Genomic DNA, 14,805 nt, shown 5'->3' with positions numbered 1-14,805 from the left:
CCAGGCAGGTCAGGCAGGTCAGGCAGGTCAGGCAGGTCAGGCAGGTCAGGCAGGTCAGGCAGGTCAGGCAGGTCAGGCAGGTCAGGCAGGTCAGGCAGGTCAGGCTGGCAAGGCTGGTTCGGCGAGCGGCGGTTCGGCGAGCGGCGGTTCGGCGAGCGGCGGTTCGGCGGGCGGCGCTCGTTCAGCCCGCGATATCCGTCCGGCGGGCGGCGGTGCACCAGGCCGGTCAAGGCGGCCCGCTGGAGCTGAGGCCGGCGCCGGCGTGCGCCTGAGTGCGGCCGTGCGGGAGCTTGTCGACCGGCCCGAGTTCGCGGTGTTGGCGACGGCCGAACCGGACGGGTCGTCGCAGCTCAGTGTCATGTGGCTGGGGCGGGACGGCGACGATCTGGTGATGGCGACCAAGGGCGGCCGCCGCAAGGTTCGCAACATCCGCCGCGACGCTCGGGTCACCGTGCTGGTCCACGACCGGCGGACGCCGACCCGGTACGTCGAGATTCGCGGGCGGGCCGCGGTCGTCGACGAGGACGCCGTTGCTCTGGTGCACGAGCTGGCTCGCCGCTACACCGGCCGCGATCACGTCATGGGCGACCCCGCCGAGGAAGCCGGCCGCGTGGTTCTGCGGATCACGCCCGACCGTGTCGTCGACCAGCTATGACGAGCTCCGGTCCGGGAAGGGGCGCGGCCCCGGCCGACGGCAACCCGGTCACTGACGCACCCGGTGGCGGGCCTGCGCGAGGAACGAGTGGCGCTGTGGACCGGCGGGCGGCCCGGGTGGCCGCGGTGGTGGAGTGGGCTCGTGGGCTGGCCGCGCGGGTGAGCGGCACGCGAGTGGTGGCGGTCGAGGGACGGTCCGGCGCGGGCAAGACCGAGCTGGCGCGGGAGCTGGCGGTGGCGTTCGGGGCGCCGCTGATTCGGATGGACGACCTCTATCCCGGGTGGGACGGGCTGCGCGGCGGCGTCACGGCGCTGCACGACTGGGTTCTCCGGCCGCTGGCCGCCGGTGAGCCGGTGCGGTGGCGGAGCTGGGACTGGGCCGCGGACCGGTACGCCGACGCGTGGCATGAGGTGCCGCGTACCGGCAGCCTCGTGGTGGAGGGTGTCGGCTGCGGCGCGCGGGTGCTCGCCCCGTACGTCAGTGGCCTGGTGTGGATCGAGGTGCCGGACGCGCTGCGCCGGGAGCGGGCCCTCGCCCGCGACGGCGCCACCTACGAGCCGCACTGGGAGCGCTGGGCGCGCCAGGAGGACGAGTTCTACGGCACTGACGACGTACGCGGGCGGGCCGACCTGATCATCGACGGCAGTGCGGACAGCTAGCCTCCGCTTCGCTTACCCCGACCTCTCAGTCCGCCGCGACGACCGCGGCAGGCGCGAGAGCAACCGAGGGGGCGTCGGCGGGCGAGGCGTCGGCCGGCTGCTCGGACGGGATCGAGGCGATGCCGGCCAGGATCAGGACGCCGCCGAGCAGCTGGAGCGGGCTCAGCGACTCGCCCAGGACCAGCCAGGCGAACAGCGACGCGAAGACCACCTCGAGCAGCCCCACGAACGAGGCCAGCCGGGAGCCCAGCCGGGCCGAGCCGGCGATGCCGGTGGCGTACGCGATGGCCGTGCCCACGATCGCCACCACCAGCAGCGGCAGCCACCAGGGCGCCGTCGAGTTCACCACGGTGACGTCGGTGGTGACCGTCGTGAACGGCACCAGGCCCACCGCCGAGGCCGCGGCCAGGGTGAGACCGCCCAGGATCAGCCCGGACGAGGCGAGCGCGACCGGCGGCAGCCCGTCGTTGGGCCGGGCCGCCACCACGAAGTAGACCGCGCAGCCGATCGCCGCCGCGAAGGCCAGGACCAGTCCCCACACGTCGACGGCCCGCAACGCCCCGGGCCCGATCACCAGCACCAGGCCGCCGATCGCCAGGACCGAGCCGAGCAGGACCATCGGGCGGGGGGTACGCCGGGTGGTCGCCCACGTGAACAGCACCAGCAGCAGCGGCGCCAGATATTCGATCAGCAGCGCCGTCGAGACCGGGATCCGGGAGATCGCCGCGAAGTACGCGAGCTGGGTGAACGCCACCGCGATCACGCCCATGCCGAGCACCCGCCATCGGCCACGCCACAGCGCCGACCAGCGCCCCCGCAGCGAGATGACCAGCAACGGGAGCAGCACCACGCCGCCGGTGAGGGCCCGCACGGTGACCGCCGCCGCTGGTGACCAGCCCGCCTCGAGCAGCGGTTTGATGAACGCGCCGGACGTTCCGAACGAGACCGCTGAGGTCACGGCGATGACCAGACCCACGGACTTGGCCGAGAACTTCATGGCACCCTCACCTAGGTAGCTGTCATGAGCTAAGTTGCTTATGACCCTGACGCTAAGCCCGTACCAGTGAGGAGTCAAATTGCTTTTTGCCCCTGACACGGAGGAGGCCCTGGAGTTCATCGTCGACCTGACCGACACCGATCCGGGCGCCACCCGCAGCGGCGAGGACGAGCTGGCCACGGTGGACCAGCTGGGCGCCCTGCTGGCCCGCTGGCGCTACTCGGGACGCGTCGACCACGACGAGGCCGAGCTGCGTGAGGTGCGCGCGGTCCGCGACGAGCTGCGCCGGGTCTGGTTCCTCGACCGCGACGACATGGTGCCCGCCGTCAACGAGATGCTGCGCAAGGCGAAGGCCCTGCCCTATCTCACCCGCCACGACGGGTCGGACTGGCACATGCACGCCACCGATCCCGGCGCCCCGCTGGCCGAGCGGATGCGCGTCGAGGCCGCGCTCGCCCTCATCGACGTGATCCGGATGAACGAGGTGGGCCGCCTGCGGGTGTGCGGGGCCGACGACTGCACCGGACTGCTGCTCGACCTGTCCCGCAACGGCTCCAAGCGCTTCTGCGGCGTGCGCTGCGGCAACCGGATGAACATGGCCGCGTTCCGCGAGCGGAAGGCGGCCGGAGGCGCGTGACCGGTCCGGGGAAGTGCTGAGGCGGTCTCAGGAGGCGAGCTCCTCGAGGGTGGGACGGCGCTTGATCGTACGGACCATGCCGTCCGACACGCCCAGCACGGCCGCTCCGCCCACCGAGGGCGAGTCCGCGTAGTGGTATCCGCCGGTGCCGGCGATGGCCACGAGGTCGCCCGGCTCGATGTCCTCGGGCAGCTCGGCCGCCGTCCGGGTCTGTCCCAGCGTCTCGACCACCGTCGCCGGGCGCAGGGCCGCCCGCGACTCGCGGCCCACCAGGACCATCGAGTGCCGGCCGGAGCAGGGCGCCGCCCCGCAGCCGGGCACGCCCTCGTCGAGGGACACGGTCAGCCCGCCCAGGTTCGACGACACCGCGGCGACCCGGGTGAGCGTCACGCCCGCCCGCGACATGATGGACCGTCCCGGCGAGACGGTCAGCCGGGGCTCGGAGATCCCGAAGTACTCGGCCGACAGGTGCACCATCGCCCGCGCCCGGGACGCGAACGCGCCGACCGCGAAGCCGTCGTCGCCGCAGCGGTAGCTGGCGGCGTGCCCACCGCCGAGGTTCACCGCCGGCACGGTGACGCCGTAGCGGGACCGCACGACGGTGGCGACGCCCAGCACCTCGCGCACCGACGACTCGAACGGCTGGAACCGGCTGAGCTGATGCCCGCAGTCGCAGTCCAGCCCGGCCAGGTCCAGGTTGCCCGGCGACCGGATCGCCGCGACGGCGGCCAGCGCCGGCCCGGTGCCGCACTTGAGCCCGTACCTGATCCGCCGGCGGCCCATCCGGGCCGGCACGACGCGCAGCCACACCCGCTGCGACAGCACGGCCCGGGAGGCGATCAGCGCGACCTCGGCCACGGAACCGGCCACCACGGCGGCGCCGCACGCGTTGGCCGCGTCGAGGTCGGCCAGCGACTTCCCGGCCCCGCCGAGCACGATCTCGGACGCCGGGACGCCCGCGGTCAGCGCGATCCGCAACTCGGCGGCCGACGAGACCCGGCACCCGAGGCCCGAGGAGGCCACCCACTTCGCGGTTTCCAGGGTCAGACCCGCCCTCGCGCTGTACGAGACCGCGCGCTCCCCGAAGGCACGCAGATATTCGGCGCTCCTCTCGCGTACGTCCCGCTCGTCCAGAATGTGCAGCGGCGTGCCGTAGGAACCGGCCAGCTTGCCCGCCCGCACCCCGCCGATCTGAAGGTCACCGTGGCCCACCCACCGGGCGGAGACCGGCCAGACGGAGGGATCGAGCGGCGGGCGGAGCGCGATGCGCAGTGACGGAAGAATGTCGGCGAGCGTCATGTCCCGACCTTGCTCCCGGCATCGCCGGAAAGTCGCGGCCGGATATTCACCGTTGACGCCGGGCGCCCGTTTGTTGACGCCGTGGATACACCGCTCTCAGCCGGGCGCCTGACGACTGAGGCCCTCCCACCTCCGGTACTCCTCGGCCCGGGCCTCGTCCATCTGCCGGACCACGTCGTACGAGGCGGAGCCGACGATCAGGCGCAGCGGCGGCCGCTCCAGGTCGGCGAGCTTCATGACCACCGGCGCCGCCGTGCTCGGCTCGGGGCCGGCCTCGTCGCCCCACATCTCGGCCAGGCGTGCCCGCAACGATTCGTACTCGGGCCGGGCCTCGGTCGTCGTGGTGCCGCGTGTGAACAGCTCGGTGCCGTACCCGCCCGGCTGCACGATCGTCACCTTGACACCGAAGGGCGCCACCTCCATGGCCAGCGCCTGGCTCAGCGCGTCGAGCGCCGACTTCGCGGCCGCGTAGAACCCGGTCGACGCGAACCCGCCGCCGGTGCCCATCGTGGTGACCTGGAGCAGGTGCCCCGACCCTTGTGCCCGCAGATGCGGCACCACAGCCTGGGCCACCCAGACGGCACCGAAGAAGTTCACGTCGAACTGGGCCCGGATCTGCTCCTCGGTGGCCTCCTCGACCATGCCGAGCAGCATCACGCCGGCGTTGTTGACCACCACGTCGAGCCGGCCGAAGGCGGACACCGCGTCGTCCGCCACGGCCCGTACCGCCGCCCGGTCCGACACGTCCAGCGTCAACCGCACCAGCCTCTCCGCATGCTCCGCGGCCAGGTCGTCGAGCGGCCCGACGTCACGGGCCGCCGCCACCACGCGTTCCCCCGCCGCGAGTGCCGCCTCGGCGCACGCCCGTCCCAGCCCTCTCGACGCCCCGGTGATGAACCACACTCGCGCGGTCACGCGACCTCCTCATGGTGAGACGAGACGGTCCGTCTCGCAAACCGAGCATGGCACAGCTGTCAAGACGGACCGTCTCGTCTCGCTCGTGTTACGCTCCCGGCCGTGACCGGCCCCCGGAAGCCCAACCCCGCCCTGCGCAGCGAACGGTCGCGGGAAGCCATCCTCGGCGCCGCCCGCGACCTGGTCTCCGAGCTCGGCTACGCCAAGGTCTCCGTCGAGGCCATCGCCGCCCGGGCCGGCGTCGGCAAGCAGACCATCTACCGCTGGTGGCCGTCGAAGGGCGCCGTCATCTTCGACGCGTTCCTGGCCCTGAGCGAACAGGGCGAGGTCATCGCCCTGCCCGACACCGGCGATCTCGAGGCCGACCTCAGGACGGTCATGCGCGCCACCGTGGCCGAGTTCGCCGACCCGGCGTTCGCGGCGCCCATCCGGGCCTTCAACCTCGAGATCATCGCCGACCCGGCGCTGACCGCCCAGTACCGCGAGAGGCTGGCGGCACCGGTCGACGAGGCCAAGAAGGAGCGTCTGCGCAGCGCCCAGCGGGCCGGCCAGCTCGCCGCGGACGCCGACCTCGATCTGGTCCTGGAAGTCCTGTACGCCCCGCTCTACCAGCGCTGGCTGCTCGGCACCGGCCCGCTCACCCCGGAATACGCCGACGCGCTGGTGGAGATCACCCTGCGGGCGTTTCCCGGCGGCCGGACGGGGTAGTGCAGGCGCCGTGGCTGAGCTGGACGAAGAGACGATCGCGTACGCCCATCGCATGTTCGACCTGGCCCGCTCCGGGCAGACCGAGGAGCTGGCCGCGAACGTGGCGGCCGGGCTGCCGGCCAACCTGACCAACGGCAAGGGCGACACCCTGCTGATCCTGGCCGCGTACCACAACCACCCGGCGACGGTGCGCGCCCTGCTCGAGCACGGCGCCGACCCCGACCGGGTGAACGATCGGGGTCAGACCGCGCTGGCCGCCGCGGTGTTCCGGCAGAACGCCGAGACGGTGAGCATCCTGCTCGCCGCCGGGGCCGACCCGGAAAGCGGATCGCCCTCGGCGACGGCGACGGCGGACTTCTTCAAGTTGCCCGAGATGGCCGCGCTGCTGCGCTGAGCGTCAGGCCGGCCAGTGCTTGGACAGCAACTCGTACGACCGCACCCGGTCGCGGTGGTCGTGGGCCATGGTGGTGATCAGCAGCTCGTCGGCGCCGGTGACCCGGCGCAGCGTCTCCAGTTTCGCCACGACGGTCTCGGGTGAGCCGACGAACTGGGTGTCGACGCGGTCCTTGACCAGCTGACGGTCCTGTTCGGTCCACTGATGGGCGCGCGCCTGCTCGAGCGTCGGCCACGGGATGGCGCCGCCCCGGCGGACACTGCGGACCCAGAGGGCGTACGGCAGGGCCAGCTCGGCCGCGGTGCCGTCGTCGTCGGCCACGAGGACGTCGGCCGAGACCATCACGTGCGGGGCGGACAGGGTCTTCGAGGGCTTGAAGGCGGCCCGGTACGCCTCGACGGCCTCCAGGACCTTGGCCGGCGCGACGTGGTAGTTCGCCGCGAACGGCAGACCGCGGGCGCCGGCGACCCGGGCGCTCTCCCCGCCGCTGCTGCCCAGGATCCAGAGCTGAAGCTCGGCGCCCTCGCCGGGCACCGCCCGCGCCGAGTTCCCCTCGCCGTCGGTGTACGGGCCGGCCCGCAGGGTTTCGATGTCCTCGACCACGGCGTCCAGGTCGAGCGGTTCCGCGCCGGGCTGCTTGAGCAGCTTGAACCACAGCTGCGCCCGGCCCGACTTGAGCAGCACCTGGTGGTCGTAGTGCTTCGGAATGAGCAGGCCGTCGACGATCGTCTCCTCGTCGGCCGGCGGCGGGACCGACGACGTACTGGAAAGATCTGATTTGCGACGTTGGGCCGACCGGCCCAGGCCGAGGTCGAAGCGCCCCGGATGGAGCGCGTCCAGCAGCCCGAACTGCTCCAGCGCGGCGAGCGGCGTCAGGAAGCCGGTCTGCAACGCGCCCGAGCCGAGCCGGATGTGGCCGGTCACCGACGCGATGGCGCCGAGCAGCACGGCCGGCTGGGAGCTGGCCACGCCGGGCGTCAGGTGGTGCTCGGCCACCCAGAAGCGGTGATATCCGAACTCCTCGGCCGAGCGGGCCAGGTCGAGGGTGCGCCGCAGCGCGTCGCGGGCGTCACCGCCGTCGACGAGCGGTGCGAGATCCAGGATGGACAGTGGGACGGTCATGTGTGGCTCCCCGCGAACGGACGGCTGGGAATTTCCTTGCGCAGCACCGGCGCGACCTCCGACTGGAAGAGCTCCAGCGTCGCCCGGTGCTGTTTGCCGGTGAGGCCGTCACCGTCGGCGTGCAGGTGCATGACCTCGTGGCCGAACTGGGCGTGGTACCGCGACACCTTGTCGATGACCTGCTGCGGGCTGCCGACCAGGATCGAGCTGCGCTCGATCGCGTCCTCCAGCGTCGGGAAGACCGGCTCGACGCCGACCTTGCGGAACAGGGCGATCCGGGCGTCGTAGATCGGCCGGTACGTCTCCACGGCCTCCTGCGACGTACGGGCGACGTAGAAGCCGGCCGAGCCGGCACCCACCAGCGCGTCCGCCGGGTCGTGCCCGTAGTGCGCCCACCGCTCCCGGTAGTAGCGGATCAGTTCCGCGTACGGCTCGATCGGGTTGGTGACGTTGGCCGAGAACAGCGGGTCGCCGTACCGCGCGGCCAGGTCGACGCTCTCCCTGCTGGTGGCGCTGCCGTGCCAGACCCGGATCGGCTTCTGCAGCGGGCGCGGCCAGGTCTCGGCCTCGGTCAGCGACGGGCGGAAGCGGCCCTCCCAGGTCACCTTCGGCTCCCGCCAGAGGCGGCGGAACAGCTCGTACGACTCGCGGTTGCGGTCCCACTGGTCCTCGGTGGTGACGTGGAACAGCTTGGCCTGCGCGGCCCCGTTGCCCTTGCCGATGATCAGCTCGATCCGGCCGTCGGAGAGGTTGTCCAGGGTGGCGTAGTCCTCGTAGGCCCGGACCGGGTCGAGCAGGCTGAGCGTGGTGACCGCCGTGAACAGCCGGATCGTGGACGTCCTGGCCGCGATGTGGCTGAGCACGACCGGCGGCGACGAGGAGATGAACGGGCGCTCGTGGCGCTCGCCCACCCCGTAACCGTCGAAACCGAGTTCCTCGGCCAGTACGGCGTTGTCGACCACCTCGCGCAGCCGGGCGTGATCCGAGACCGACGGGTCGGGTTTGGCGATCAGTGTGATGAGAAGGAACTTCATGACGGCGACACCTCCAGGTTCGGCACCGCGTCGAGCAGCGCACGGGTGTACTCGTGCCGCGGGTGGTGGAAAACGTCGCCGATCGGCCCTGATTCGACGACGGCGCCGTCGCGCATGACCAGCACGCGATCGGCCAGGTGGTGCACGACGCCGAGGTCGTGCGAGATGAACAGCAGGGCGGTGCCGTCGGTGGCCCGGATGTCGGCCAGCAGGTCGAGCACCTGCGCCTGCACCGACACGTCGAGCGCGGACACCGGCTCGTCGCAGATGATCAGGCTCGGCCGGGGCGCCAGCGCGCGGGCGATGGCCACCCGTTGCCGCTGCCCGCCGGACAGCTGCCGCGGATAGCGGTCGAGCACGTCGGCGGAGAGCCCGACCCGTTCGAGAAGGGGCGTGGCCGTCTCTCCGGCCGGGAGCGCCTCACCGACGATGCGGCGCACGGTCCAGCGCGGGTCGAAGGCGGAGAGCGGATCCTGCGCGATGAATTGGAGGCGGCGGCGCCGCGAACGACGCCGCCGCTCCTTCACCCCGGTCCATGGCGCGCCCTCGAACGCCACGGTCCCGGACGTGGGTGCCACCAGCCCGAACACAAGCTGAGCGACAGTGGTCTTCCCCGATCCGGACTCCCCCACCAGCCCGACGATCTCCCCCCGCCCCACAGTCAGATCGACCCCATCGACAACCGTGTGCTTCCCGTACGTCTTCTTCAGCCCTTCAGCGCGGATGACGACGCTGTCGGCGGAGACTGGTCCGGGCGAGGAAGGCGTGGGAAGGGCCGGGGCGGCTGAGGACAGGCGGCGGCCTCGGGAGGCGGCCGATGGGACGGCCTGGACCAATTGACGGGTGTACGGGTGGGACGGGGCGGCCAGGAGCGCGGACGTCGGGCCCGATTCGACGACTCGGCCGTCCTTCATCACGAGGACGCGGTCGGCCAGGCGGGAGACGACCGCCAGGTCGTGGCTGATCAGCAGCAGGGTCTCGCCGGTGGCCTTGCGTTCGGCCAGCAGGTCGAGGATCTGGGCCTGCACCGTCACGTCGAGGGCGGTCGTCGGCTCGTCGGCGATCAGCAGCGGCGGGCCGGCGGCGATGGCCGAGGCGATCAGGGCCCGCTGGCGCAGGCCGCCCGAGAGCTGGTGCGGATACTGTTCGGCCCGCCGCGCCGGCTCCGGCACGTGAACGGAGGACAGCAGCTCGACCGGGTCGCCCTTGGCCCGGTGGACGCGCAGGGCCTCGCCGATCTCGGCGCCGACCGTGCGCAGCGGGTCCAGTGAGACCAGCGCGTCCTGCAACACCAGGCCGGCGAAGCTGCCCCGGAGCCGCTTCCAGTCGCGCTCCTGGTAACCCCGTACGTCCTGGCCGTTGATGTCGAAGTGGGAGGTGGAGACCGTGGCCCGGGGGCCGGTGAGCCCGACCAGGGTCCGGGCCGTCACCGACTTGCCCGAGCCCGACTCCCCGACCAGCGCCACGCACTCGCCGGCCGTGATGTCGAGGTCGACCCCGCGGACCGCCTCGACCACGGTGCGCCCGAGGAGGAACGTGACGCGCAGATCCCGTACGGAAATCATGCCGTCCTGCCCTCGAACCGGCGCTGAAGGCGCCGGCCCACGACGGTCAGCGAGATGACCAGCAGGGTGACCACCACCCCGGGCAGGATGGAGGTCCACCAGGCGATGCTCAGGTAGCCGCGGCCTTCGGAGAGCATCGCGCCCCACTCGGGTGAGGGCGGTTGCGGTCCCATGCCGAGGAAGCTGAGGCCGGCCGCGGCCAGGATGGCCTCGCCGAGCCCGATCACGGCGAGCACCGGGATCGGGCCGATCACGTTGGGCAGCACGTGCCGCAGCACCAGGCGCAGGCGGGAGTCGCCGAACGCCACCGCCTGTGTGACGTATCCGGCCTGGCGGACCACGAAGGTCTGCGACCGCACCACCCGGGCGTAGTGCGGCAGGGTGGCGATGCCGATGGCGACGATCAGGCCGGCCGTTCCCGGGCCGGCGACCGCGACGAACAGCAGCGCGAGCAGCAGCAGCGGGAACGCCGCGAGGGCGTCGAAGCCGCGGCTGAGCGCCTCGTCGGCGCACTTGTGGGAGAGCCCGGCCAGCAGGCCGAGCAGGACGCCGAGGCCGGCGGCGACCAGGGTGGCCGCGAGGCCGATGGTCAGCGAGTGCCGGGCGCCGTGCACGACCCGGCCGAAGACGTCACGTCCTAATTGGTCGGTGCCGAACCAGTGGGCGGCGCTCGGCGCCTCGAGCACGTGCATCGGGTCGGCGGCCAGCGGATCCCCCGCGAACAGGGACGGGACGAGCGCCGCCAGCAGGGCCAGGAGCAGGAAACCGGAAGCGGCCGCCACACCGAGGCCGCGCGGACGGCGAAAACGTAGAGACACGGGCCGGTCGAGGGCGATGGTCATGTCAGCTCCTCCGCAGCCGAGGGTCGATGATCAGGTACGCGAGGTCGGCCAGGGTGTTGAGCAGCACGTAGACGAAGGCCGAGAAGACCACCACGGCCAGCACGACCGGCATGTCCTCGCTGGTGACCGCGTTCAGCGTCACCTGGCCCAGCCCGGGCCGGCCGAAGACGGTCTCGATGATCACGGCGCCGCCGAGCAGGATGCCGAACAGCCAGCCGATCAGCGTCACGGTCGGCAGCAGCGCGTGCCGCAGGGCGTGCCGGACGAGCACGGCCCGCTCGGACAGCCCGCGGGCCCGGGCGGTGACCACGAACGGCTCCTCCAGGGCCCGGTCGATGCCGTCGCGCAGCACCTGGGTGAGCACCCCGGCCACCGGCAGGGCCAGCGTGATCGCCGGCAGCACCAGGGCCGCCACGCCCTGGTCGCCGGAGACCGGGAACAGGCCCAGCCGGAACGAGAAGACGCTCAGCAGCACGATCCCGATCAGGAAGGGCGGGGTCGAGACCAGGACCAGCTCGAGGGTGGAGCTGGCCCGGCGGGCCCAGGGCCGGCGGGTGGTGACCGCCAGCACCAGGGCCAGGGCGATGCCGAGCAGGCCGGCGCTGAAGGCCAGCGTCAGGGTCGGGGCCAGCTGGCCCCCGATGACCTCCGCGACCGGCCGCTGCAGCAGATAGGAGCGGCCCAGGTCGCCGTGCAGCGCTCGCCAGAGGAAGTCGAGGTACTGCACGACGGCCGGGCGGTCGAGGTGCCACTCCTGGATGATCTGCGACCGGATCAGGGGTGTGTCGGCGCCGTCGCCGATGATGGCGTCGACCGTGTCCCCGGGCGCGGCCAGCAGGGCCAGGTAGGCCGCCGTGGCGGCGGCCCACAGGACCACGAGGCCGGTGCCGACGCGGCGGAGCACCATCATTTGCTCAGCCAGACGTTGTACGCGTTGCCCGGCACCCCGGCGGTCGGCTCGAAGCCGAGGCCGCCGACGTTCTTGGCCGAGGCGATCTGGTCGGCCGGCGCGTAGAGCGGCTGGATCAGCGCGTCCTCGGCGACGACCTTCCGCTGGATTTCCCCGTACGTCTGGGCACGGTCCCCGCCGGCCTCGCCCGCCGCCAGCAGCGAGTCGAGCCGGGGGTCCTTGACGCCGGTGCGGTTGATGGCGCCGTCGGAGCGCAGCAGCAGGTTGAGCGCGGCCCCGGCGTCGGTGTCGGCCCGGGAGTTGTCGAAGACCTCGTACTCGTTGTCCTCGATCGCCTTGGTGGCGGTGCCCTGGTCGACCACCGACACCTTCAGGTCGATGCCGGCGCTCTGCTTGACCGCGGCCTGCACGGCCTGGGCCAGGATGTCGCGGCGGTCGCGGACGAACGGCGCCGACTGCACGAGCCGGGCGGTCAGCCGCTTGCCGTCCTTGGTGCGATATCCGTCGGCGTCCCGCGTGGCCCACCCGGCCGCGTCGAGCTCGGAGTTCGCCTTCGCCGCGTTGTTGCCATAGGAACCCTCGAGCTCGGCCGAGTAGAGCGGGCTGGTCGGCGAGATGACGCTCCAGGCGCGGGTGGCCGTGCCCCGGTAGACGCCCTGCAGGACGGTGCCGACGTCGAGCGCGTCACGGAACGCCCGCCGGACCCGGACGTCGTCGAACGGCGCGTGCGAGGTGTTGAAGTAGTACGAGTAGGCCGAGCCCGAGTTGAGTCCCTTGCTCAGGGTCAGCTGCGGGTTGGCGGTGATCTGCGCCTGGTCGGTCGCGGGCACGCCCTCGATCACCTGAACCTGGCCCGAGGTCAGCGCGCCCACCCGCACCGACGACTCCTTGAGGAAGCGGTAGGTCACTTCGTCGAGGTACGCCGGGCCGGTGTGGCCCGCGTTGGCCGGCGCCCAGTTGTAGTCGGGGTTCTTGACGTAGTGCAGCTCCTGGCCGGGCGTGTACTTGTCGAGGATGAACGGCCCGGTGCCCGCCAGCTCCGGGCCGCCCGCCTTGAGGTTCTTGGCCTCCTTGAGCGACTTGGGCGAGACGATCGCGCCCTGCGGCGAGGAGAGGAAGTCCAGGATCAGCACGTCGGGCTGCTTGAGGTTGTACTTGATGGTGGCCGGGTCGACGACCTCGACGTTCTTGAGGTTCTTGAGCTGTACGGCGGCGACGGCCGGCGCGTAGCCGTCGGCCAGCAGCTGGTCCACGTTGGCCTTGACCGCGGCCGCGTCGAACTTGGTGCCGTCGCTGAAGGTGACGCCGGTGCGTAGCTTGACGGTGTAGGTCTTGCCGTCGGGCGAGGCCTCGTACCCGGTGGCGAGCCAGGGCACGTATCCGCCCTTGTCGTCGTGGGTGAGCAGGGCCTCGAAGTTGTTCCAGACGAGCAGGCGCGCCTTGGCCTGCGCGTACTGATGCGGGTTCAGGGTGATCGGCTCGGTCTCCACGGCCCAGTTCAGGGAGCCGCCGGAGACCGGAGCACCGGCGTCGGTGGCGGTGCCGCCGCTGGAGGAGCAGCCCGCCAGCAGCGCGAGAGACGCAGCCGCGGCGAGCCAGGAACGGTGACGCATCGATACCTCCATCGGAACGGACTCTCTTTTTCCTATAGGCTCTATGGGATATAAGCAAGGGGTGACAGCCCTTTCTCACAAAGTCGCCCCCGCTCCGGCGATGGCCCTCTGCCTCGCCGCGGCGTTCACCACGCTGCTCGATCAGTCCAGCCTCAACACCGCCGTGCCCGCCCTGCGCGACTCCCTCGACGCCGGATCGGGCTCGGTGCAATGGATCATCGCGGGCTACTCGCTCACCTTCGGCCTGGCTCTCGTGCCGGCCGGCCGGATCGGCGACGCGCACGGCCGCAAGTGGCTGTTCGTCGGCGGGATCACGCTGTTCTGCCTGGCCGCGATCGTCGCCGGCACCGCACAGGAGGCGTGGGTGGTCGCGGTCGCGCGGCTGCTGCAGGGCGTCGGCGCCGGCACGGTCAACCCGCAGGTCCTCGGCATCTTCCAGGAGATGTTCACCGGCCGCGAGCGGACTCGGGCGCTCGGCGCGTACGCCCTGGTCGGCGGCATCGCCGGGGTGATCGGCCCACTGGTCGGCGGCGTACTGATCGACACCGTCGGCTGGCGTTACGTCCTGCTCCTGAACGTGCCGTTCGGCTTGATCACCATCCCGTTGGCCATCCGCTACTTTCCGCGGACCGCCGGATCGCATCGGACAAGCCTGGATCCGATGGGGCTCGCGCTGCTCGGGGCGGCAACGCTGAGCGTGCTGCTGCCCTTCACCGTTCCCGGCACCGGCTGGCTGCTGGCGACGACGCCCGCCCTCATCGCCCTCCTGATCATCTGGGAGCGGCGCTACCGTGGCACCCCGATCCTGCTGCCCGCGCTGATCCGCGAGCGCGGCTTCCGCAACGGCACGCTGATCGCGATGTTCCAGTTCGGCTCGTCGCTCGCGGCCTCGCTGGCCATCACGCTCTACCTGCAGGAGGGCCTGGGCTGGTCGCCGCTGCACGCGGCGCTGACCGTACTGCCGAGCGCCCTGGGCTTCGCGGCGTTCTCGGCCGTCGGCTGGCGGATCCTGGGCCGCTACGGCCGGCGCAGTGTCCAATGGGCACTGGTCGTCGCACTTGTCACAGTCGTCGCCACCGCGCTCATAGTGCAGTTCACCCCGGAGACCCACCTCGGGCTCGCGCTCGCGGCTACCCAACTCGTCAACGGCGCCGCCGGCGGCGTGATCATCTCCCCTAACCAGGCCCTGACGCTCGCCTACGCACCGATCGGCGCGGCCGGGCTGGCGGCCGCGTTGTTGCAGCAAGCCCAGCGTGTCGCGGCCACCATCGGGACGGCCGCGGTGACCGGCGTGGTGCTCGCGTCGCTCGGCCGCGACTCCCTCACGTACGGCCTGGCGATCTGCGCCGGAATGCTGGCCGCTGCCGTCCTTGTGACGTCCCGGCCGTTGACGACTTCGTAAAACATATAGGGCCGATAGGACTTGAAGGCAATGCCGATTCACACCTAGCGTTC

The 14,805-nt window shown here is 71.9% G+C and carries 16 protein-coding genes; 6 read left to right on the top strand and 10 right to left on the bottom strand.

The window, feature by feature from the left end; genetic code table 11:
- Positions 1-230, bottom strand: a 230-nt coding sequence (locus ACGFJ7_RS34475) for a hypothetical protein (protein WP_392645977.1), incomplete at its 3' end; no start/stop codon positions are given.
- Positions 231-280: 50 nt separating this feature from the next.
- Here ACGFJ7_RS34475 and ACGFJ7_RS34470 point away from each other — a divergent pair.
- Both ACGFJ7_RS34470 and ACGFJ7_RS34465 read left to right on the top strand, forming a co-directional pair.
- Positions 281-655, top strand: a complete 375-nt coding sequence (locus tag ACGFJ7_RS34470) for a PPOX class F420-dependent oxidoreductase (protein WP_392645975.1) — start codon at positions 281-283, stop codon at positions 653-655.
- A 95-nt stretch (positions 656-750) separates the two neighbouring features.
- Positions 751-1,314 (top strand): dephospho-CoA kinase, encoded by a 564-nt coding sequence (locus ACGFJ7_RS34465; RefSeq protein ID WP_392645973.1) that lies wholly within the window; start codon positions 751-753, stop codon positions 1,312-1,314.
- A 25-nt stretch (positions 1,315-1,339) separates the two neighbouring features.
- Here the strand turns inward: ACGFJ7_RS34465 and ACGFJ7_RS34460 are convergent, their stop codons facing one another.
- Positions 1,340-2,311, bottom strand: a complete 972-nt coding sequence (locus ACGFJ7_RS34460) for a DMT family transporter (protein WP_360257373.1) — start codon at positions 2,309-2,311, stop codon at positions 1,340-1,342.
- Between the two features lie 79 nt (positions 2,312-2,390).
- Between ACGFJ7_RS34460 and ACGFJ7_RS34455 the strand changes: the two genes are divergently transcribed.
- Entirely contained in the window at positions 2,391-2,948 is a 558-nt protein-coding gene (locus tag ACGFJ7_RS34455; RefSeq protein WP_360257375.1) for a CGNR zinc finger domain-containing protein, read from the top strand.
- Between the two features lie 27 nt (positions 2,949-2,975).
- On the opposite strand, the gene ACGFJ7_RS34450 is transcribed toward ACGFJ7_RS34455, so the two are convergent.
- Together ACGFJ7_RS34450 and ACGFJ7_RS34445 are read right to left on the bottom strand one after the other, a co-directional pair.
- The gene (locus ACGFJ7_RS34450) at positions 2,976-4,247 is read right to left on the bottom strand and encodes a diaminopimelate decarboxylase family protein (protein WP_392645970.1); all 1,272 of its coding nucleotides are present in this window, start codon (positions 4,245-4,247) and stop codon (positions 2,976-2,978) included.
- A 96-nt stretch (positions 4,248-4,343) separates the two neighbouring features.
- On the bottom strand, positions 4,344-5,162 hold the full coding sequence (locus ACGFJ7_RS34445) for an SDR family NAD(P)-dependent oxidoreductase (RefSeq protein WP_392645968.1): 819 nt from the start codon (positions 5,160-5,162) through the stop codon (positions 4,344-4,346).
- Positions 5,163-5,264: 102 nt separating this feature from the next.
- On the opposite strand from ACGFJ7_RS34445, the gene ACGFJ7_RS34440 reads away from it, so the two are divergent.
- The gene (locus tag ACGFJ7_RS34440) at positions 5,265-5,870 is read left to right on the top strand and encodes a TetR/AcrR family transcriptional regulator (protein ID WP_392645966.1); all 606 of its coding nucleotides are present in this window, start codon (positions 5,265-5,267) and stop codon (positions 5,868-5,870) included.
- A gap of 52 nt (positions 5,871-5,922) precedes the next feature.
- Positions 5,923-6,264 carry an ankyrin repeat domain-containing protein gene (locus tag ACGFJ7_RS34435; RefSeq protein ID WP_360257659.1) on the top strand — a complete coding sequence of 114 codons (342 nt, stop codon included), beginning with the start codon at positions 5,923-5,925 and terminating at the stop codon, positions 6,262-6,264.
- Between the two features lie 3 nt (positions 6,265-6,267).
- Here ACGFJ7_RS34435 and ACGFJ7_RS34430 read toward each other — a convergent pair whose 3' ends face one another.
- From ACGFJ7_RS34430 to ACGFJ7_RS34405, 6 genes are read right to left on the bottom strand one after another with little or no spacing between them, the layout of a single operon-like run.
- Positions 6,268-7,386, bottom strand: a complete 1,119-nt coding sequence (locus tag ACGFJ7_RS34430) for an LLM class flavin-dependent oxidoreductase (protein ID WP_392645964.1) — start codon at positions 7,384-7,386, stop codon at positions 6,268-6,270.
- The gene (locus ACGFJ7_RS34425) at positions 7,383-8,420 is read right to left on the bottom strand and encodes an LLM class flavin-dependent oxidoreductase (RefSeq protein WP_392645962.1); all 1,038 of its coding nucleotides are present in this window, start codon (positions 8,418-8,420) and stop codon (positions 7,383-7,385) included. The genes ACGFJ7_RS34430 and ACGFJ7_RS34425 overlap by 4 nt, the downstream gene beginning before the upstream one ends.
- Entirely contained in the window at positions 8,417-9,985 is a 1,569-nt protein-coding gene (gene nikE / locus ACGFJ7_RS34420; protein WP_392645960.1) for a nickel ABC transporter ATP-binding protein NikE, read from the bottom strand. The genes ACGFJ7_RS34425 and nikE overlap by 4 nt, the downstream gene beginning before the upstream one ends.
- Entirely contained in the window at positions 9,982-10,827 is an 846-nt protein-coding gene (locus ACGFJ7_RS34415; RefSeq protein WP_392645958.1) for an ABC transporter permease, read from the bottom strand. The genes nikE and ACGFJ7_RS34415 overlap by 4 nt, the downstream gene beginning before the upstream one ends.
- Position 10,828: 1 nt before the next feature.
- Positions 10,829-11,737 carry an ABC transporter permease gene (locus tag ACGFJ7_RS34410; RefSeq protein ID WP_392645956.1) on the bottom strand — a complete coding sequence of 303 codons (909 nt, stop codon included), beginning with the start codon at positions 11,735-11,737 and terminating at the stop codon, positions 10,829-10,831.
- Positions 11,734-13,350: an ABC transporter substrate-binding protein gene (locus tag ACGFJ7_RS34405; RefSeq protein WP_392645954.1), complete on the bottom strand. Its 1,617-nt coding sequence runs from the start codon at positions 13,348-13,350 to the stop codon at positions 11,734-11,736. The genes ACGFJ7_RS34410 and ACGFJ7_RS34405 overlap by 4 nt, the downstream gene beginning before the upstream one ends.
- 61 nt (positions 13,351-13,411) lie before the next feature.
- Between ACGFJ7_RS34405 and ACGFJ7_RS34400 the strand changes: the two genes are divergently transcribed.
- Positions 13,412-14,752 (top strand): MFS transporter, encoded by a 1,341-nt coding sequence (locus tag ACGFJ7_RS34400; RefSeq protein ID WP_360257401.1) that lies wholly within the window; start codon positions 13,412-13,414, stop codon positions 14,750-14,752.
- Positions 14,753-14,805: the final 53 nt, after the last annotated feature.

This window comes from Actinoplanes sp. NPDC048988 (assembly GCF_043197815.1).
In the GTDB taxonomy this organism is placed as follows: Bacteria; Actinomycetota; Actinomycetes; order Mycobacteriales; family Micromonosporaceae; genus Actinoplanes.
Note: the sequence above shows the minus strand (reverse complement) of the source record. Positions and strands in the feature narration are given on the sequence as shown.